This is a genomic window from Neobacillus sp. OS1-2, assembly GCF_030915505.1.
GTDB lineage: Bacteria > Bacillota > Bacilli > Bacillales > Cytobacillaceae > Neobacillus.
The window spans coordinates 2760535-2780269 of sequence record NZ_CP133265.1 but is presented as its reverse complement, the minus strand read 5'-3'; the positions used below and the strand labels follow the sequence as shown (position 1 = coordinate 2780269).

At 38.9% G+C, this 19735-nt stretch carries 23 protein-coding genes and 1 pseudogene; 9 read left to right on the top strand and 15 right to left on the bottom strand.

Translation table 11 applies throughout. From position 1 onward, the window contains the following. Positions 1-118 precede the first annotated feature (118 nt). The gene (locus tag RCG19_RS13665; RefSeq protein WP_374049547.1) at positions 119-2293 is read left to right on the top strand and encodes a peptidoglycan D,D-transpeptidase FtsI family protein; all 2175 of its coding nucleotides are present in this window, start codon (positions 119-121) and stop codon (positions 2291-2293) included. 40 nt (positions 2294-2333) lie between these two features. Here the strand turns inward: RCG19_RS13665 and RCG19_RS13660 are convergent, their stop codons facing one another. Beyond that, on the bottom strand, positions 2334-2942 hold the full coding sequence (locus tag RCG19_RS13660; protein WP_308107598.1) for a transglutaminase-like domain-containing protein: 609 nt from the start codon (positions 2940-2942) through the stop codon (positions 2334-2336). 392 nt (positions 2943-3334) lie between these two features. Here RCG19_RS13660 and RCG19_RS13655 point away from each other — a divergent pair, with 392 nt between their 5' ends. Further along, positions 3335-4351: a DUF3231 family protein gene (locus tag RCG19_RS13655; protein WP_308107597.1), complete on the top strand. Its 1017-nt coding sequence runs from the start codon at positions 3335-3337 to the stop codon at positions 4349-4351. Positions 4352-4851: 500 nt separating this feature from the next. On the opposite strand, the gene RCG19_RS13650 is transcribed toward RCG19_RS13655, so the two are convergent. Then, positions 4852-6270: a tetratricopeptide repeat protein gene (locus tag RCG19_RS13650; RefSeq protein WP_308107596.1), complete on the bottom strand. Its 1419-nt coding sequence runs from the start codon at positions 6268-6270 to the stop codon at positions 4852-4854. A gap of 146 nt (positions 6271-6416) precedes the next feature. Next, positions 6417-6872: a DUF2269 family protein gene (locus RCG19_RS13645; protein ID WP_308107595.1), complete on the bottom strand. Its 456-nt coding sequence runs from the start codon at positions 6870-6872 to the stop codon at positions 6417-6419. Positions 6873-7048: 176 nt separating this feature from the next. Here RCG19_RS13645 and RCG19_RS13640 point away from each other — a divergent pair, with 176 nt between their 5' ends. Further along, the gene (locus tag RCG19_RS13640; protein ID WP_308110994.1) at positions 7049-7450 is read left to right on the top strand and encodes a YbaN family protein; all 402 of its coding nucleotides are present in this window, start codon (positions 7049-7051) and stop codon (positions 7448-7450) included. Positions 7451-7492: 42 nt separating this feature from the next. On the opposite strand, the gene RCG19_RS13635 is transcribed toward RCG19_RS13640, so the two are convergent. The 3 genes from RCG19_RS13635 to RCG19_RS13625 form a co-directional block, all read right to left on the bottom strand. After that, positions 7493-7999, bottom strand: coding sequence for a GNAT family N-acetyltransferase (locus tag RCG19_RS13635; RefSeq protein ID WP_308107594.1), 507 nt, complete (start codon positions 7997-7999; stop codon positions 7493-7495). A gap of 139 nt (positions 8000-8138) precedes the next feature. Then, the gene (locus RCG19_RS13630; RefSeq protein WP_308107593.1) at positions 8139-8954 is read right to left on the bottom strand and encodes a DUF4362 domain-containing protein; all 816 of its coding nucleotides are present in this window, start codon (positions 8952-8954) and stop codon (positions 8139-8141) included. A 59-nt stretch (positions 8955-9013) separates the two neighbouring features. Further along, positions 9014-9685 carry an alpha/beta family hydrolase gene (locus RCG19_RS13625; RefSeq protein ID WP_308107592.1) on the bottom strand — a complete coding sequence of 224 codons (672 nt, stop codon included), beginning with the start codon at positions 9683-9685 and terminating at the stop codon, positions 9014-9016. A gap of 97 nt (positions 9686-9782) precedes the next feature. Between RCG19_RS13625 and RCG19_RS13620 the strand changes: the two genes are divergently transcribed. The 3 genes from RCG19_RS13620 to RCG19_RS13610 all read left to right on the top strand — a co-directional run bounded on the left by RCG19_RS13620 (position 9783) and on the right by RCG19_RS13610 (position 12653). Beyond that, positions 9783-10124, top strand: coding sequence for a YqzG/YhdC family protein (locus RCG19_RS13620; protein ID WP_374049546.1), 342 nt, complete (start codon positions 9783-9785; stop codon positions 10122-10124). Positions 10125-10440: 316 nt separating this feature from the next. After that, entirely contained in the window at positions 10441-10980 is a 540-nt protein-coding gene (locus RCG19_RS13615) for an RNA polymerase sigma factor (protein ID WP_308107591.1), read from the top strand. Between the two features lie 17 nt (positions 10981-10997). Continuing rightward, the gene (locus RCG19_RS13610) at positions 10998-12653 is read left to right on the top strand and encodes a LolA family protein (RefSeq protein WP_308107590.1); all 1656 of its coding nucleotides are present in this window, start codon (positions 10998-11000) and stop codon (positions 12651-12653) included. Between the two features lie 117 nt (positions 12654-12770). Here the strand turns inward: RCG19_RS13610 and RCG19_RS13605 are convergent, their stop codons facing one another. Then, positions 12771-12953: a hypothetical protein gene (locus RCG19_RS13605; protein ID WP_308107589.1), complete on the bottom strand. Its 183-nt coding sequence runs from the start codon at positions 12951-12953 to the stop codon at positions 12771-12773. A 247-nt stretch (positions 12954-13200) separates the two neighbouring features. On the opposite strand from RCG19_RS13605, the gene RCG19_RS13600 reads away from it, so the two are divergent. Together RCG19_RS13600 and RCG19_RS13595 are read left to right on the top strand one after the other, a co-directional pair. Next, positions 13201-13440, top strand: coding sequence for a hypothetical protein (locus RCG19_RS13600; protein WP_308107588.1), 240 nt, complete (start codon positions 13201-13203; stop codon positions 13438-13440). 12 nt (positions 13441-13452) lie between these two features. Next, the gene (locus RCG19_RS13595) at positions 13453-13587 is read left to right on the top strand and encodes a hypothetical protein (RefSeq protein WP_308107587.1); all 135 of its coding nucleotides are present in this window, start codon (positions 13453-13455) and stop codon (positions 13585-13587) included. Positions 13588-13635: 48 nt separating this feature from the next. On the opposite strand, the gene RCG19_RS13590 is transcribed toward RCG19_RS13595, so the two are convergent. Beyond that, positions 13636-14349, bottom strand: coding sequence for an MOSC domain-containing protein (locus tag RCG19_RS13590; protein ID WP_308107586.1), 714 nt, complete (start codon positions 14347-14349; stop codon positions 13636-13638). A 208-nt stretch (positions 14350-14557) separates the two neighbouring features. After that, entirely contained in the window at positions 14558-15157 is a 600-nt protein-coding gene (locus tag RCG19_RS13585; protein WP_308107585.1) for a hypothetical protein, read from the bottom strand. Between the two features lie 205 nt (positions 15158-15362). On the opposite strand from RCG19_RS13585, the gene RCG19_RS13580 reads away from it, so the two are divergent. Beyond that, positions 15363-15986 carry an NUDIX hydrolase gene (locus tag RCG19_RS13580; RefSeq protein ID WP_308107584.1) on the top strand — a complete coding sequence of 208 codons (624 nt, stop codon included), beginning with the start codon at positions 15363-15365 and terminating at the stop codon, positions 15984-15986. A gap of 86 nt (positions 15987-16072) precedes the next feature. Here RCG19_RS13580 and RCG19_RS13575 read toward each other — a convergent pair whose 3' ends face one another. The 6 genes and pseudogenes from RCG19_RS13575 to RCG19_RS13550 all read right to left on the bottom strand — a co-directional run bounded on the left by RCG19_RS13575 (position 16073) and on the right by RCG19_RS13550 (position 19618). Beyond that, on the bottom strand, positions 16073-16516 hold the full coding sequence (locus tag RCG19_RS13575; protein ID WP_308107583.1) for a DUF6220 domain-containing protein: 444 nt from the start codon (positions 16514-16516) through the stop codon (positions 16073-16075). A 27-nt stretch (positions 16517-16543) separates the two neighbouring features. Continuing rightward, complete coding sequence (locus tag RCG19_RS13570) at positions 16544-17059, bottom strand: hypothetical protein (RefSeq protein WP_308107582.1); 516 nt, start codon at positions 17057-17059, stop codon at positions 16544-16546. Between the two features lie 174 nt (positions 17060-17233). Beyond that, positions 17234-17925, bottom strand: a pseudogene (locus RCG19_RS13565) (response regulator transcription factor). Positions 17926-17927: 2 nt separating this feature from the next. Beyond that, entirely contained in the window at positions 17928-18398 is a 471-nt protein-coding gene (locus tag RCG19_RS13560; protein ID WP_308107581.1) for a sensor histidine kinase, read from the bottom strand. Further along, positions 18349-18702 (bottom strand): hypothetical protein, encoded by a 354-nt coding sequence (locus RCG19_RS13555; protein WP_308107580.1) that lies wholly within the window; start codon positions 18700-18702, stop codon positions 18349-18351. The genes RCG19_RS13560 and RCG19_RS13555 overlap by 50 nt, the downstream gene beginning before the upstream one ends. Positions 18703-18868: 166 nt before the next feature. Beyond that, complete coding sequence (locus RCG19_RS13550) at positions 18869-19618, bottom strand: SAM-dependent methyltransferase (RefSeq protein WP_308107579.1); 750 nt, start codon at positions 19616-19618, stop codon at positions 18869-18871. Between the last annotated feature and the right edge of the window lie 117 nt (positions 19619-19735).

The following is a 19735-nucleotide window of genomic DNA, read 5'->3' as shown; positions in this document are numbered from 1 at the left end:
TCCATTTTATTGTAGATCTCCTTTATCTTACCAGAACAAGAAACTTTCCAAAATATAGTACTTTCGTTATAGTAGGTTTATAGATAAAAATTTTATTATGTAGAGAGGTTTGTCCAGATTGAATACAGTGAAAAAGAAAAAAAAGGAAAATACCCCATTAAGAATAAACATACTATTTTTTATTGTCTTTCTATTATTTTCCACGCTCATTCTTCGTTTGGGGATGTTGCAAATTGTCTTTGGAGAAAATTATCAGCGGGAGATTGACCAAAAGGAGATTGTTCCCGTGAATTCATCTGTACCGCGTGGGAAAATATTTGACACGAATGGCAAGCTAGTAGTTGGAAATCAGCCATTGAAAGCTATTACCTATACTCGGTCCGGTTCGGTTACCCAGGATGAAATGTTGGACATTGCCGCTAAACTAGCTGACCTTATAAGTAAAGAATCCGAGGATGATTTCAAGGCTATTACAAAGAGAGATCGCCAAGACTTTTGGATCATCAAGCACCCCAAATTAGCTATTGCTAAAATAACGAATAAGGATAAAGAAAGACTACAGAAGAAAGAGTTAGAGAAGAAAGAGTATGATAAAGAAATATATGATTTAACCAGGGAAAGAATTACGGAGGAAGAACTAAATTCTTTTTCACAAAAGGAACTTGAGGTATTGGCTATTTTTCGTGAAATGGCCAGCGGAACTGCCTTATCCCCTCATATTATCAAAAATAAAGATGTTACCGATGAAGAATATGCCGTTGTAAGTGAACATCTTGATTCCTTACCAGGAGTTGATACCACAACAGATTGGGACAGGGATTATGTCTTGAAAAATGCAGATGGGAACGGACCATTAAGCTCTGTTTTAGGCAAAGTGACCAGTGCCAAAGAGGGGCTGCCAAAAGATAGTCTAGATTACTTGCTTGCGAAAGGGTATAGCCGTAATGATCGTGTGGGAAAGAGTTATATCGAGCAACAGTATGATGACGTATTACAAGGTCAAAAAGAAACGGTAAAGAATATTACCGATAAATCAGGGAATGTCTTAGAAACGCAAATTTTTCAAGAAGGAAAAAGAGGGAATGATTTAGTTTTATCCGTTGATATTGAACTTCAACAAAAGATTGATGAGATTATTCAAGACAAGCTTGGGAAAGCCAGGGTTGGCCAGCCTTATATCGATCGAACCTTGGTCTCCGTTATGAATCCAAAAACCGGAGAAATGCTCGCTATGTCCGGTAAACAATATGTAGTAGATAATGAAACGAAAAAAACAGAAGTTAGAGATTTTGCATTAGGAAACATGACTACTTCTTATTCAATGGGATCTGTTGTAAAAGCCGCAACCGTATTAACCGGGTATCAAACAGGGGCAATCGTACCAGGGCAAAGCCTATATGACCAACCATTAAAGTTTAAAGGTACACAAGTAAAAAAATCATGGAACACAGTTGGTTTTGGCTCAATAAATGATTTATATGCGTTAAAAAGATCTTCGAACGTCTATATGTTCTTGACAGCGATGAAGCTTGGCGGGCAACAAACGTACGTTCCAAATGGCCCGTTAAGTATTGATAAAGTCGCAGCCATCAATACATTCCGAAAAAACTTTGCTCAATTTGGATTAGGCGTTAGGACGGGCATTGACCTACCGGGTGAACAGACTGGGTACGGCGGTGGACAAATACCACCAGATGCCGGTAAAGTTTTGGACTATGCAATAGGGCAATATGACACCTATACACCACTGCAACTCGTTCAGTATATTTCAACCATTGCCAATGGCGGTTTTCGGGTCCAGCCACATCTCGTAAAAGAAATTCGGAAGCCTACTAATAAGGCTGATGAATTGGGTCCTATCCTTGAAGAAATGAAACCAACAGTCTTAAATAAAATTGATATGAAAGACTCTTGGATTAACCATGTTCAAGAGGGCTTAAGACTTGTCGTCAACGATCCACAGGGCACCGGATACGGGTCCATCAAAAATAAACAATATAAGATAGCAGGGAAAACGGGAACAGCACAAGCATTATACGATGGCCCTTTAGGCGGCCACCCCATGCTATGGAACGTAACGTTTGTAGGATATGCTCCATACGACAATCCTGAAATTGCCGTATCCGTTGTTGTTCCTTGGTCAACTACTGATCAAACACATACTAATTTAGAAATTGCTGATGAAATTTTTAAAGCCTATTTTGATTTAAAAAAAGCTCGATTAAATCAAGGAGAAGATACTACTCAGAATGGGGAAATAAATAACTCTGCTGAAGGAAATGGGGCACAATAAGTTAAAAGAGCTAGGTGTGTCCTAGCTCTTTTCATTTGCCTTAATCAATAGCTTCCGGACGATTGTAAAATAACTCCTTGCAATCAGTTGAATACTTCATTGACGAAATGACAGATTCTAATGGTTTGCTGTACACATATGGATAATCCTCTTCTCCTAATTCCGTTCGGATGGGGTAGGCTAGTCTTTCGGGACTGATGCTAAATTCAGATTGTACCCCAGGCTTATTTCCTCTTGGATCAATTCGAAACCACGTATAGAGTTCATGAAAATAGACAGCATTTAATCCGTGCAGTGCATATCCTGATTCAGGTGTTCCCCTCCGTGTTACCCGCTGATAGCAAAAGCCTGTGGGAATGCCCATTCCTCTTAACAAGGCTGCAAGTAAATGTGATTTGGCAAAACAAATCCCTTCTGTTTGCTCGAGTGTTTCAGAAGCCCTGATGGTAATTTTAGTACTCTCCTTGTCAAAAGAATGCTGAATATCATCTCGGACAAACTGAAACGCTAATTGTGCACAATCATGCTTGTTTTTACCAATCCGCCGAAGCTCTTCAATTTTTTCACGAATAACCGGATGATGGAAGTCGATCATCTCGGTTTCTTCTAAATATGCCGCCATATTGCTTGAGCCGATAATTAGTTCCATTCAAACCACCCCGTTTATGATAATTAAGCTCATTATAAAAGCTTAGGGGGGAAAGTTCCGTGATCTAAATCAAGAATTCTTTTTCAGTAGGGGTTCCACTTTTTTATTAATCAGTGAATTCCCTACTAAAAATAGTGCAATACCAATGACCACGGACCAAATGCCAAGGCTGCTTAAATAAATATTTCCAGTAAATATAATCAACACCAGCCAGCCGAGTTTAAGAAACCAATAGAGAAAGTACATGAAATTCGCCCTCTCGAAAAGTAGATTTACTCCTATAATCACCTATATCAAGTAAGATTTCAAAGTATTCGCCCTTTCGCATATCCAATCCAATAAGTGTAAATAATAACATTGGCTCAAAAATTTGGTAGCCGGAGGGATTCTATATGGAACACCAGCATGTACACTTAACATCTTCCGAGATCGCATGCCTGTGGACTGCCTATTTGAATGACAGTATGTCCAAATGTGTCTTAACTTTTATGATAAACCATATCCAAGATACCGATATAAAACCTGTAATTCAATTTGCACTGAATATTTCAACGGATCACTTGAATTTTTTACATACTTTATTTGAAAAAGAACAGTTTGCTTATCCAAACGGTTTTACTGATAGTGACGTGAATGTAAATGCTCCATGGCTCTTTACAGACACGTTTTGTTTATCCTATGTAAATCATATGGCAAAAGTCGGAATGCTTGCGTATGGCGGATTTCTTGCTATGAGTACGCGGACTGACATTCGTGCTTATTTTACAGAGGAGTTAAAAAAAATAACCACACTATATAATCAAGCATTGGATATTGGACTTCAAAAGGGGGTAGTTGCAAGGCACCCTTACATTGAAGTTCCGAAAGAAACCGATTATGTTGATAGCAAAAAATATTTAAGTGGTTTAAATCCTTTTAGCAAAAAACGTCCTTTAAATGCCGTTGAAATATCTCATTTGTATATGAATACCGTGACCAATGCGATTGGGGTGAAATTATGTCTTGCCTTCGCGCAAACCTCTCCCACTAAAGAAGTACAAGAATTTATGCTAAGAGGAAAAGAAATTTCACAAAAACACATTCAAATATTTGTATCTACCTTACTAGATAACAATATTGAAACGCCCAATTTACCTGATTTATCAATTAGCCATTCAACCAGCCAAACCTTTTCTGATAAATTGCTTATGTTTCATATGTCGCTCTTAAGTGCCTCTGGGACAGGGAATTATGCAACGGCTGCCGCTGCAAGCCAAAGAACAGATTTAGCCTTGAATTATGAACGTTTATCAATTGAAATTGCCCAATTTGCTAAAAGCGGTGCTGACATTATGATCAAGAACAACTGGCTTGAGCAACCCCCGGGAACCAAAGACAGAATAGAATTAGCGAAAAAGAAAGAAGGTTGACCCTTCTTTCTTTTTCAATATCGTCGATGCTGACCGCCACATGTAAATGTTGTCTTTACCTTCATAAAGTCATGCATTAACGCCGCTTTTCTTCCTTTATCCGTAAATCTATTTTTCCTCACACGTAGACACTCGATAAATTCTGCATCACACTGACAAGGGGAGATTCCCCGACTAAGGCAGCGATCATGTCTCTGGCAGCAGGCATCTACATCATTAATAGGTGCCCCTGGCCCACTGCAGCCAGGACCACACCATCGATACCCCGGAAAAATACACAATGCAAAAGGACTTTTTCTCCTTCGATTATGCAAAACAACCACCTCCCTAAATAAAATTCCTCTTACTACTAAAATATGAAATCCAAATCAAATTGCATTGGCAAAACCCCCAACCCCATGTCCAATAAAACTAATTTATTAATATAGAAATAATTGAAACATGAGAAAGGGTGTCAGGCACCACATGGTGCCTGACACCCTTTCCCTTTTATCACCTTATTAACCTGTTTCTTTGTTGCTTTTTAGTTGGTCATAGATTTTTTGATAGGCGGCGGCTTCTTTTGGTAATCCTTTACTTTGGTACATTTTGCTGATTTTTCGTACTGGTGAAGGATTTTGTGGCTGAAGTTCCATTTCCCAGTAGAAGCAGTCAATGGCCTTATCGAATTGTTTAAATTCCGCATAGTAATCACCTAATTCCATCATGCGATCAGGATCTTCCACTAATTCAACCATTTCATTAATTTTTTTCAGCACCTCAGATACCGGATAAAGCCTCCCAATAGCTAAAAGTTTATTGTGAACCTCTGAAAGATCATGTTCGTTAAGCATATTGACCGCCAAGTGAAAAATCTTATCTTCCAATTGCTTGGTATTTTCCGTGTGGGAGAGGTGTGCCAACAAAGGAGCAAATTCGTCAAAGTGTGATAAAACGAAATTGGCATCGCACTTTTCCCAAATGATTTCGAGGGTATCATCATAGGAAGACGGCAGATCGTGAATAAATTTGAATAGGCATATGGCTGCTTGCTCAACATTTCCTTCTTGAATCATCTTTTCCAAAATCACTTTTGAATCAGGTAACACTCGGAACGGATTGATGTTTACCATACCTAAAATGAGCATCCATTCCTCCATAGGGATAAAGTCGGTCGCAATATCCGTATACTTCTTAATGGTTTGAAGGTCTTGAGGCCGATTCACATGTTCCAGCCATAGTAATAACGCAGTTAAATGATCTTGTTTACATAAGATGTCTTCTAAGATCATTCGTTCATTTGAAGAAGATCGATTTTTGAAACAGTTTAATTCTACAAAGAAGGGATCCTTTTGAAAAATGGTTGGGTAGTCTAAGGAATGGTAAAAGTTGTGGTAGGAATTGAATTCGTGTGAATCCAGTCGTTCCTTGGCAGATGTTAAGGAAGGTGCAAAATCGCATAAAATTCGGATAACCTGATAGGCTTTCATAAATTTCCCGTTTCTTCTAAGGTGAAAGAAAATCTTATCAATCATTTCGATTATCCATGCTTTTTCGAAAAAAGAATCGAGAGTTGTGGTAATGTAGGCTACTTCCTGTAAAGAAAAATGAAGCTGTAATTGGGAGAAAAGTTTATGTTTATTTGGTAAAGAAACGAATTGCTGAGGGATTAAGGCGGTTAAGATGGGATTAGAAGATTCTATGACAATGCCTTCAAGCAGCGCTTTATGAATAAATGTGCCTTCTTCTATTTGATCAAGTATAGCTCCGAAAACAAGTGAGTTTTTATAGTAAATTAGATAGTATTTTTCACTTTCTCCGGTTACAACCTCAATTACCTTACTTCTGGCAAAAATGGCCGCTCGAATGACCTGTCCTTTTATGGCATGCTTTTTATTCTTAATGGAAATTTCCGTTGGCATCATCAATTCTTTATTCATTTTCCTATTGCCTCCCGTCAATTTTGTACTCTTGTTAGGTTTATTATAACATATGTCAGTTATGTGGAATGCGGATCATCAACTATTGCATGGTGTTTATCGAAATGGTAAAAGGTATGGCAGATTATATGCCATACCTTCTGTTGCTAAAATGGTTTTAGAATCATAAGAGCAATGATGATTAGAAAAATTACATTTTCAAGGTTTTCGAATTGAAACAAAACCTTTGATAATTGCCAATACTCTTCAGGAATATCTTCACCTTTATGGGCGGCCAATAGTTCTTTAACCGGTTTTGACCTTGGCGAAAGGACCAGAGGGCCAATTGCGAGCGCTGCCAAAAAGAGTACAAGGCTCGTTACATACCATCCCATACGAAATAGGACGGGATTTAAAATACCCATGGTCAAACCTGTGACAAGTAAAAGCGTGCCGCCAACCATCACAAATATATGTAATTTATGCCTAATTTTATATGAATGTCTTAATTCGGTCATTGTTTTTCCCGATTTGACCACAGTCGTTAAAATAAATCCTGGCCCCATTCCCAGTATAGCTGAAAATATATGTATGAACACTACGACTTTGTAAAATGAAATCACTGTGCCAACCTCCATTATCTGCTTGCTCCCATTTTACCATAAACAATGTGACTACAATGTGATATCTTGCTCAGCGATAAAGTTTTATAGACTTTCCGCCATCAATTTCTCACATTTAAAATGGTATAATGGAAGTAAACTAGGACTTTCTGTGCGCCTAAAAGGGGGCAGCTACTATCAATAAATTCTTTAAATTCATCTATATTTTTATAGGATTTCTAGCACTCGGTCTTGGCATTTTGGGAATCATTTTGCCCTTATTACCCACCACCCCACTCTTACTTTTAGCATCATTCTGCTTTGTGAAAGGGTCCGAGCGTTTTGAACACTGGTTCAAAGGAACAACCATCTACAAGCGTCATTTGGAAAACTTCGTAAGAGAGCGTGCGATGACCTTACAGCAGAAATTAACCATTCTCCTATTTGCCGACGTCATGATCGCTATTGCCTTCTTCTTTCTCGATCGGACTATTTTGCGGATTATGCTATTGCTAATTGTGGCCAATAAATACTATTATTTTATTTTTAAAATTAAAACAATCCAGGTTGGCAAGGCCAGCCAGAATAATTCAAAATAAAGATGGCACCATCCATACCGTTGGATAGTGCCAGGTTGTGATCTACTTTAGATCAAGAACCATATATTCATCATCGTAATAAACACCGTCTACGATAAGTGCCCTTTCCTCTACTCCGAATGTTTTAAAACCTAGCTTTTGATAAAGCCTCTTTGCCTTTTGATTACTTGCAATGACACCCAGGTTTATTTTTTCAATCGTTTTGATCTCTTTCGCTTTATTAATTGCTTCTATCATTAACGCCTTCCCTATCCCTAGACCCTGTTTCCTTGGGGTGACATACATGGCAAAAATATTTGCCCGATGTCTTATTTTCTTCCGGTCTTCCTGCAGTAATGTTACAACTCCAATCAGTTCATCATTCTCAAATGCTCCAAACGTGTAGTTTCCGTTTGTGGAAAAATTACGGGCAGTTTGTTCCACTGCATCTTCCCTTATTACAGATTCTTCATAGCTTGTTAAAAATGCCTCCGGATTTTCCTTTAATGCTTCTAAACGTAACACCCAGTAGCTTTCGGCATCTGATGGGTTTAGTAATCTAATATCCATGGCATGATCCCCTTTTGTACTATTCGTTTTAAACAACACTAGATTCTTTATTCTGACGAAGGGCATTTATCGGAAAATCCAATTTCTCATTTCTTTCGTGATCTAATTTGGACCATTCCTATTTACTTTCAAAAAACTACTATTGGAGAGCCTGATAGGCTGAGTTGTTCTTTAAGATATCTACTATGTTATGGACTAACTCCGTCATTTCTGTCCCATCCGTACTCTTATCACATTCCGACCATTTAAAATGGCGGATCCCGTCATTAATCCAAATCGTCAATTCATAGCCTTCAAATGTTTTTTGCGTACATTTGGTTGAAAGCCTTTTGTCACCTAAGTAATTAGAAAGAATCATCTGTTTGTAAATTTGGTTCAGTTCTTCTTTTGAAAACTGAAAATCATCTATGACGGTGGTATTGCCATTTGATAAGTTCTTAATAACTTCTTGATTTTTGGTATCGATTTTGTTTTTCAAACCTACACCATACTTTAGCTCAAAGGCAAAAAGATCTTGTTTCTCAGCATCGTGGGAAATGGTTAGTAAATCACTTATTTCTGGACATTCTTCTAAAGTATATTGTGTTTCCGTATTGGATTCCTGCTTTCGAATCCCTTTACAGACGTAGCTTCTAACCTCTCCCCCGCCAAACTTATCCTTTGTTGAGTCTATTTTAACTGCTATCTTGGTCCCATCAAATTCTAAGTCTTGAAAAATCGGATCCCCTTCAATTGTATATTGAGTAAGTCGGATCATATCCTTTTTTCCGTTCTGTGCATTTTTCACAAAAAGGTCTAAACGATCAATATTTTCCAAACCTCCATGAATATTGACCACTTCGTTTTTAGTTGGTTTTTTAGGGTAATCAAATGAATTGGATTTCGCTGATTGGCAGCCAGTGATAAACGTACAGAGCAATATAATAAATACCATTAGGTTTGTTCTTTTTAACATACTACTCACTTCCTTTTAATAGAAGAGACGAGATAATCCTTAAGAACGTTTCTTGACCATTAGTTATCACTAAATTTATCCATAAATTCCTGTACCTGTTCAATTACCCGTTTTATGGTTTCTATTGATGCTAAAATATCACCTTTTATCTCTAACCCATGATCAGCATTTGGAATCACAACAGTATGAACAAGATTATTATTTTTCAATGAAGAAATCCTCTCTTCAATAAAATGATGATCCTGATCCCCAATCACACACAGTGAAGGTTGGTCGGTTTTTAATAGTGCATGGTATACTTGATCATCTTTAATAAGTGGTGTCAGCCAAATGCCAATTGACTTATTCGTGAAGTCTTTCTTTACCCATTCTAAGGCCATCGGAATTGTTCCAATTGATTTACTCAACAGGAAACAATGTTCATAAGAAGTTTCTCTTAGAACTTCTTCAACAACCGCCTTCACATCTTCATACATCCAATGATTTTGTTCTTCTTTCTTAAGCTTTCTAAACCGCTCATCTTTTGCAAATTGATAATTAATCTGTAGAACATCAATGTTTTGATTCAAGCACATGCCAGTCGCATAATGGAACAACGGCCGCTGAGTGGAATAGCCAAGTCCTGGAAGCATGATACAGATTCCATTAGAGGGCTCGTTACTACGAACCCACGTAAAGGGAATTGTTGAATATTCATTTCTAACCACATGGTTTTCAATAACTTGATACATTTCATTCACCTCACTGATTGGAATACTATTACGTATTAAATTCATAAGTTTGGACCGAAAATGACATGATAAAAATAAAAGCAAAGAGGGTAATGACTTGAAAAAACTGCTAACTGGTTTGTTTGCCACTATTGTCTTTTTCTCTGTGAGCATACAACCACCCATAAAAATAAATACTGTCAATGCACAACGTAAGCCGATTCCCCCATATGCGAAGTTTGGAACCATCGCAATGGAGAAAACCCATGAAAAATATCCGAATGCTAAAATCATTGACTATCTTCATATTGGGAGAGTCACCGGCTCACAATCCTCAACTGAAAAATTCAAACTCTGGCTAAAAGATAACGGAAAAGAATTCGGCGTTTTTGTAAATATTGAATTTAACAATGTAACTGGAAAAGTCAATAAGATTTCATTCAAGGAGACCTCAAGATAAACATAAGGTAGTCGTTTTCGAAAGGAGCATATTTTCAAATGTTCCTTTCGAAAACGACACTTATCCTACTACAAACTTCCAATCCATCCCCATTTCCCCAATATAACTATGTAAAATATGCCACTTTTCACAATTTTACCATTTACCTCTTTTTATTCCTATCCACTATTTTTGATAAGAATGCGTACCTGCCAAGTACGAAAGACGGTTCCAATATGAACATGAATAAAAATATAGACCGTTATGTAACACCTTGGTTCATCTGAACGTTTTTATTATTGTTAGCAACTTGGCAGAGAAAGTAGGTGCACAAACTATGCCTGACAACAAGAATTCACAACATGAGAACCAAGGAAACATGGCTTCCATCGAAGAAATATGCCACGCAACGTGGGAACCGGTTTACCGATACATCTATTATAAAGTTCAAAATCGGGAGGAAGCAGAAGATATCACGCAAGAAACCTTTGTAAAGGCCATTTCTTATTTAAAAAGGGGAAACGTTCATCCCGATAAATATATTGGTTTTTTAAAAACAGTCGCCCTTAATGTGCTTCGCGACTTATGGCGGAAGAAAAAACGCAGGGGCCCATCCGTTGATATTGATGTATTTCAACCAGTAGAAAATGCTGTTCCCGATCTTTCAGAAGAGAGTACACAGCGGATGATCATTGAAAATGCACTTATTCAGCTTAATAAGCTTAATGAAGAACAACGAACTGTGATTGAACTTCGGATTATCAAAGGCTTCTCGACAGCTGAAACTGCCAGAATCATGAATAAAAAGGAAGTGACCATTCGTGTTATGCAGCATCGGGCATTACAGGCTCTTGCCAACATCCTTAAAAATAAATAGATTGGGGGGACATTTCGATGGAGCAAAGTGAACGAAAATTATCCAATTTTATTGATCGTTTAAATGAGGAACAAAAGCCGGATGAAGATGAACGTTCAACCGATTCCGAAGAATTAAAAGAGCTTTTTCAAACAGTCAGAATGGTCCGAAGCCTAAAGGAGCCAGCTATGCCAACACCTGGCTTTCAAATGAAATTAACAAAGGCTGTTGAGGAGAAAGTTTCCCAAAAGAAACCGGGCAAACATAAAAAATGGGCATGGTTTACTGGCATTGCCAGCATCGCGGCACTTATGGCACTTATCATCAATTTCGCTTTACCCACTGGTCACACAAATATCGTGAATGCCATGGCTGCTGCCTTTCAGGATGTTAAAGCCTATTATGGCATAATGGAAATAGCAGAAACAAATGCTTCAGGTGAATCTACCACCCAAGCAATGTTGGAGGTTTGGGCGGATCAAGATGGGCATTATTACCTTAAAGGGCTTAAAGGTCCAAATAAAGATATTATCACTATTAACAACGGGCAAAAGAAGTGGCAGCTGCAAACGAAAGAAAGGGAAGTCCACTTATTCCCAGCTTTTCCGGATGCCTATCATTTTATCTTTGAACTGGGAAATGAAATAAACGAAACAAAGAATGCCTTGTCAACTAAGGTTATGGGCGAAGAAACCATTGCCGGAAGGAAGGCTTCTATTGTGGAGGTTACCCCTAGAGGCGGCTCACCATATAAAATATGGATTGATAAAGAAACGAATCTGCCCTTGCAGAAGCAAACGGCGATGCAAAAGTCTATTCAATACAAAGTAACCTATACAAAGATGTACTTCAGCGAGTCAATCCCTAAAGAACTCCTAGCTTATCATCTGCCAGAGGACTTTAAGGTAATTGACATAAATCCTGAGCAAGTTGTAAACGAGCTAAACGAAATCAAGGCAGCTGTTGGCTTTATACCGAAACAACTAGAAACCATCCCTACTGGATACTTTCAGGACCACATGGCTGTGATTCCTGCACAACAAATTGTAAAGACGTATTACAGCTCAAAGGATAAGGCAAATACGATTATCCTTGTACAAGGAAAAGCGAGCGGCAAGTTTAAACCAGCCCCTACGTCCATTTTAGGAAAACTCAATAATGGTGAAGCTGAAATTCAGTCACCGATTCAGGAAGATGTAGGAGTTCTGGGAGGTGGCGGTCTTTATGCAGGTATAACGGATGTAAGCTCAATACGTTGGCAGATGGACGGCTATGAATTTGCAGTAGTTGGGGATGTTCCTTTAGAAGAGCTAGTTTCGTGGACAAAAAACATAACCAGTAGTTCCTTAGAAATACCAACTGTTGAAGGGCAAATGCATCCGCAGGTTGAAGTTCCATATGACTTAGCCGTTGAGGAAAATGACCAAAAAAGCGTAGATGCCGGAAGCTCTCCATGGAAACTCGACCCAGTATTTAGCGCCCAGATATTTGTCAGCCTTAAGATGTCCCCTAATGGGATTACTGGTGAGTACCCGATAACCATTGAGGAGCTTAAAGTAAGCCAAAATAATGGAAAAGAGGCCGTCATAGAGGTAAGTGGTGACAAAACACCGATTAAGAAAGTCTACCTAAAACGGATAGTAAGACAAGACTCCACAGGAATTTGGACCATCGTTGGATACGACCCGAAATAACAATATAGAAGTATGAATAAAGGTGTCAGGCACCATGTGAAAACATGGTGCCTGACACCTTTTACAAGTTTTTCATAGTGTATGGGGGATTTTTCTTAATGAAGTATTTTGAGAAATTTAATGGAGTTTGGGCTCCACTGGTATATGTTTGTGGCTTGCCTTATTAGTGGCAAACTTTTCGGGATTTGAATTATTGGTGAGTAGTTTGTATGCATCCCACTGTGACATGAAAGGTTGAATCTGATGCTCTGAAACGACGATTCCCTTCTTTTCTAAGTGTTTAAAAATGCTTTCAGTCATTCTTCTCTACCCCTTTCTTGATTTCAATAAGACATTCTTGATGAAAAAAATCATGAGGTCTCCTTGGTATTATTATATCAGTTCCTTCAGTAAATTGTAAGCGTTTTCAAAACATTTAGGCTTTTAAAAATATTCCTCAACAAATGGGATTTTATCTACCTCCTCATCGTCCCTTAAATCAAGGGATACTTGGTGCTCCGAGGGTTAAACTATAAGAGGTTACACCCTAAAAGAAGGCGGTGATTGCATGTCGGAGTTTGTGGAATCCATCGATTATGAAACAGGCACTTCCATTCAGACGTTCAACATAATTGAAGCGAAAAAAAATCCTGAAGGTTATGAGGTACTTTTAGAACTCGATCTAGAAAGCGGATATGCACTGGAAGGTGTTAAGATGAACATCACCAATGAGGATTTCGTAGCATACGAAACGAATGATATTCAAGAAGTGGTTAAATATGCTTTAGGATTCTTTGAGCAAACATAGGGAGAAATACAAATGAAAAAGGCAGACGGCAGTTCGCTAAGGAAACCGTTAAAAAGTACTGTGATTCGGAACCAAGAGGAACAAACAGTAAAGGAAAAATACAATAGTAAAGATGATGATCGAGCCTGGGAAGATGACCGCCTTTAAAGGAGGCATCTTCCGTTCACTTTTGATTGATGGTCACATTGGGTTCGCTTATTCATTTGGCCCATATACCCGACTACGGATATCTGGGGCACCAGGATCTTGCTTTTCTATTCGCTTTACTAAAGTATCCCTCATTCCCGGGGCAAGCAAATGACATTCAGAGAGTGCTGCCATTTCAGGAAAGTTCTGTTGCCTCCCATGGATCACTTGATTTACTTTTTGAATAGTCCATTGCGGATATGGTCGGTTGAGTAAAGTACATGATTGCCCCGCCTCCACTGATCCTTCTTGTAGAACGCGAAAATACCAGCCTGTTTTTCCTGTATTTTGCAATAGCAACGCTAGGTTTTTCACTTTAAAACGGCGTGCCGGTTTCCAGCAAGGCTGTCTAGGCTGCGAAACTTGAATAACAGCCTCACCAATTTGAAAGGTATCACCAATCGCAATGGTTTCCTCTGTTATATGTTCAAAAACCAAGTTTTCCCCCATACCGCCAGCGGATATCTCGGAATTCCCCAATTCCTTTTGCCAGTAAAAATAATTTTCAAGCGGATAGGCGAACACTGCCTTCTCAGGGCCACCATGGTGCTCTAAATCACTCTGCCCATCCCCTGTTAGACCCGTTTTGCCAACCCAGATGGGCCCTTCGACAGGGTCTTTAAAAATTGCACTTGTCCATTCCCGCTCCATTGGATTGACTGCCTCATTACTACCGAGTGTTTTTGGTAGCCCAACAAATACCTGCTTCAATAAAATTGCCATTTTGTTTCCTCCTAAACATTATAACCAACACAACCATCCCTTTTCTTTGTGCTGGTTATAACTCCATTTCCCTTTGCCGAATTCCTTTTTATTCAATTCGGCAAAGGGGATTTACATCCCTTCTTGCGCTTATGTCTTTTTAAATTCCACAGAAAAAACCTTGCTAGCGTAATGGGCAAGGTTTCCTGATTGACTATACTTAATGCTATCATTTTGATCCATTTCCCGCATATTTCCTTACAGCTTTCCTCCAAACCAAAAAGCCATATTCCATTGTCGATAATGTCAGGCCCAGCCAGGTAAATAAACACGAACCAGGATAAATTTCATATGTAGAAGGTTGAATTTTTCCAATCGTTTCCATTCTCTGAGTTTCTAAACTTCTTTCGACCTTTCGAGCTGTAATCACCTGCTCTTCTACTGGCTCATCTGTCTGCTGAGAAATTTCCTTCTCATTTTTTTCAAAAGGTTCCTCACTGGGCACCACTACTGCCATTGACCTCATCGCCTCTGTTATCACCTTCGCGATTTCATCCTTTGAAAAAACCTTAATTGAAATCCAACCACGTGGATCAACTTCGTACCCATATTTCTCAATGATTTCTGCTGACATATACTTACCATTTACGTAGCCATTTCCACTTGGATGTAATTGTGTTGCCAACACTTGTCCCTTTTGATGACTCTCAGGATAAACAAAGCTTACTCTTCCATTACTAATTTTCTTTTCTTTTAGTTTAAATGAATGAAAAATAGCCCTTTTTTCCTCAAAAGATAACACTTGAATGACTCCCTTCCAATTTTCCAAGGATAAGTTTTCCACTGTTACCTTAATTATACCAGATACTACTTCCCAACAATGGGGTAATCAAAAATAGCCTTATAAATTCAACATTTAACAAGGCATATTTTGGAGAAATTAGTAATACAAGTTGCACGAGCAAGATGAATATATTATTCTATATACATAGAGATTCTACATATATAGAATATTTATATAAGGAGAACAAACAATGGAGAATGAATTAGTTAGAGTTTTTGATAGCCAGCAGAATCCTATTGGGGTAGCAACTAGGGAGGACGTACATCGACAAGGTCTTTGGCATGAATCCTTTCATTGCTGGATTGTTAGCCGTGAAGAGGAAATTGATTATCTTTATCTTCAGCTTCGCTGTGACCAAAAAAAAGACCATCCGAATCTTTTCGATATTACATCTGCTGGACACCTATTAGCCCATGAGACGGCAGCAGATGGCATCAGAGAGATCGAAGAAGAGTTAGGAATTGATGTTACTTTTTCAGAGCTACTACCATTAGGAATCGTCCATTATTGTGTCAACCATGAGGGCTTACTTGATAATGAATTCGCACATACATTTTTATATAAACGGAATCTGGCTTTTGATGAATTTTGCTTACAAAAAGAAGAAGTTTCGGGCATCATCAAAGTAAACTTTTCTGACTTTATTGATCTTTGGTCAGGTGTTAAACAAGAAATAAATATTAAAGGATTTAAGATCAAACCTAACGGGGAAAAGCTGCATATCGACAGAATGGCAAAAAAAGATGAATTTGTTCCACATGGGATTTCATTTTATGAAATGATCATCCAATTGATTAAAGAAAAACTGGATTGACGAAGCTAACCTGCCATGCAGTGAGGCAAAATGGCGAACAGTACATGACACTGTTCGCCAGATTTAGCCTACCGGCTTTTTTTACATTAACGCTCTTTCTGCCCCGGCATAAGCCACTTCCATGAGTGCTTCAATAAGTGCATGGAAATCCAAAATAATAGTAACGCATCAATGGTGTGCAACGCTCGGAGGGATCCAGAAAAATCTCGAATGGTCAGGTGCTGCAAGGATGTAAGGACAAATAGACCAAGGGGCAACCAGCGAAGACCTCCACGAATTTTACCAAAAAATGATAATAGAAACATCAGAATGACTCCGAACTCAAAATAATTCGCGAATACTCGATGTAGCTGCCAATTATCTGAATCTACCAATAGCCCCAATCCTGCAAAAAATACTTGCAGGATAATACATACCACATAACCTGCCGCTAGCGTTCCATAGAAAAACCTACCTATACGCACGCGCGTTGATCCCATTCCTTCTTCACTACTTTTCATATTGTTCCTCTTTTTCTTATTTTCTACCACGTTTTTTCTCCTCTTCCTTTTCTAGCATTATCTGAATTTCATTTCTGTTTTCCGCGTTCCCCACGGTTTGAAAACCGAAATCACGAAAATCGAACAAAGTGATAGGATCTGTAGGATGATTCCAATCCAGAGCTGCCACTTGTTTACCGTAAACGCAGGATTTAATAGAGCACCTAACCCATCGTTGGTTGTCAGCGTAACCGCATTTAGCGTCAAAAAATACATGGCGATAGGTCCAAGGATGATAGAGAGGAGCGTTAAGCCCTCTTTGACGATTATCCAGTAAAATTTGAACAAACCCCATTGGGTCAGCACAGAAAGTAAAACTCCTGTTACTACAGTGCCAATTGTGGATGCACGTACAGATGTCTTTGCAAGCACATGCATGCTGGTATAACACGCTTTCAGTACACCATTATCATCCGTGGTGGCAGCAGTGATACTTAGTATCAGGAAAACGAATGCCACTCCCAGCATAATCGCGGAAAATAAAAGATGTAAAATCAGCAGCCATTTTCTTTTAGTAAGACTAAGCCTTCTCATACCTTAGATCTCCTTTCTACAAAACTATATCTCTTATTAATGTTAATAGATGTCTCTAAATGGACTCTAAACCAAATCTAAAAAAAGTATAAAAAAATCAAGGGTAAAAAAGCGGCCTACACTGAAATGTGTATAGGTCGCTTAAAAACTCCATATAGTATATCTCCATCACCACTACACATTAAAGCGATACCTAACACCCCAAATCGTCTCAATATATTGCGGCTTTGAGGGGTCGGCTTCAATTTTTTCACGTAGTTTGCCAATAAAGACGGTTACCGTGGCATTGTCCCCCATGGAATCCAGTCCCCAGATTTTTTCAAACAGCTCGTCTTTGCTAAACACCCTGTTTGGATGAATAGCTAAAAATAGCAGCAGGTCAAACTCTTTCGAGGTAAATGGACTTTCCCTTTCATTGACAAATACTTTTCGAGATAACTTATCAATGCGAATGCCCCGGATCTGCACCTCGTCTTTTTGTCTAACCTGGTTATCTGTCATTAATCGGTCATACCGTGCAAGATGTGCTTTAACCCTTGCCACGAGTTCCCCGACACTGAAAGGCTTCGTCATATAATCGTCTGCACCGAGTCCCAGACCGCGTATTTTATCGATTTCTTCCTTTTTAGCAGAAACCATTAAAATAGGTATGTTTTTCTTCAAGCGAACCTGCTTGCAGATTTCAAATCCGTCCGTTTTCGGAAGCATAAGATCGAGAATGATTAAGTCATATTCCTCTTCCAAAGCTTTTTTAGTCCAAGATCCCCCGTTATGGCAAGTTCAACCTCAAAGCCGCTTGCTTCTAAATAATCCTTTTCCACTTCTACTATTACCTGGTCGTCTTCGATGATTAAAATTCGTTTCACTTTTACTCACCCACCTTATCGGTCCTTGGCAGCATAAAATAAATGCTTGTCCCTTCCCCAGCTCGACTTTCAGCCCATACACGACCGTCTTGCCCTTCAACAATTTGTTTGACTATCGCGAGTCCAAGTCCGGATCCTCCTGATTCTGTATTCCTTGATGGATCTGCCCGGTAAAAACGATCAAAAATATGGGGTAATTCTTCACGATCCATTCCTAACCCGTTATCTCGGATGTGAACCGTTGCTACTTCCTCATGATCGAATAATTCAACCTTTATTTCCTTTTGATCCTTGTTCATGTATTTTAAACTGTTGCCAATGATATTCATCATCACTCTTCTTAGTTTTTCCCGATCGGCCATAACAAGCACTGGCGTTACGTTATTAGGGAAGAACGTAAGATTAATTTCTTCCATTCGAGGGTCAAGACGCAGTTCTTCCACACAATCCTGCAAAAACACGGAAAGATCCATCACCTCCAAATGGAATGGCAGCCCCTGTAACAAGCTTTTTCCCATTATCCGTAATGGTCAAATCAACATTTGTTGTTATGCTTGTTTTTGCCTTCATATTTTTCAGTGCTGTTTTGTACGCATCATATCCATTTGTGTTCGCCATTGCGGAAAAACCGCTTACCAAAAGTAGTACCGCCCCGATTCCTAATCCTGTTCCCGCTGTTATCCATTTCTTCTTCATCGGTAAACCTCCTAGATTAATCATGATAAAGCCTTTGGATACCTCTGCCCTCGAGTCAGGCTTGCCTAAGCTCTCTGTCATTCATCATACCTCCCATGTCTAAACCGCCACTAAAGCAATTCTAAAAAAAGTATAAAATCCACCAGAAAGATGATAAAAAAAAGCCGCCATTAAAGGGGCATCCCTTTAATGGCAGCTTGACTACGAACGATTTCAATCAAATCGATATAATACATCCTTACTATTCCTAGGCTCGGAACAAATACAGCCCAAATCCCAGTGTATCTCTGCCCCATTTCAAATAAGTTCGTCTCCATGCTCGGATTCGTTCCAACATGGCGTCATGATCCGGATCGTTGGGATTTTCGTGACAATAATTTTCGATTGAGGAAGAATAAAGCCATTCGTAGTCATCCCAATCATCCTCATTTGCTACATAGGACCATAGCGGAACGAACCCTAATTCTTCCCCCGTTCTCACATTCTCGGCATGACTTTTCAATTCAGACTCCTCCGCACCGCCGAGAGCTTGCAAATAATCAGCACTAGGCCGCTGTTTCCAATAACCCTCACCTATTAGAATGTAGCCGTTTTTCTTTACGAGATGCTTCATATATCGTAGTGTGGATTCTAGTCCCCCTAATGCGTGAGTGGATCCGATACACATAGCTAAATCAAATCGCTCTTTTTCACATTCCTCGACTGCCACCTTGGCATCATCGACAATAAACGCAATGTGGCCTTCAGGAATCCTGTTACTAGCATTTCGTTTGGCTTCCTCGATGGCTCCATCATACAATTCAATGGCAGTACCTGATATGTTGTACATATCTACAAGACGAATCAACAGTTCGCATTTTCCTGCGCCAATATCTATAACCTTTTCTTGCGGCTTCAATGATACCATATCGATCATTTTCATCATTTTTGCTTCATTTATGGGGTTACTAAATGCATGATGACGATGGGCAATGGCAGAAAATCTATTTCTATCCAAATAAAAAACTCCTTAATCTCTTGTAAAGTGGAATCTAATTATTTTATTATTCCATTTTAATTTATGGATTTCATTCATGCAACTTGAAAAAGTCCGCCAAATATAATTGCACCCCTT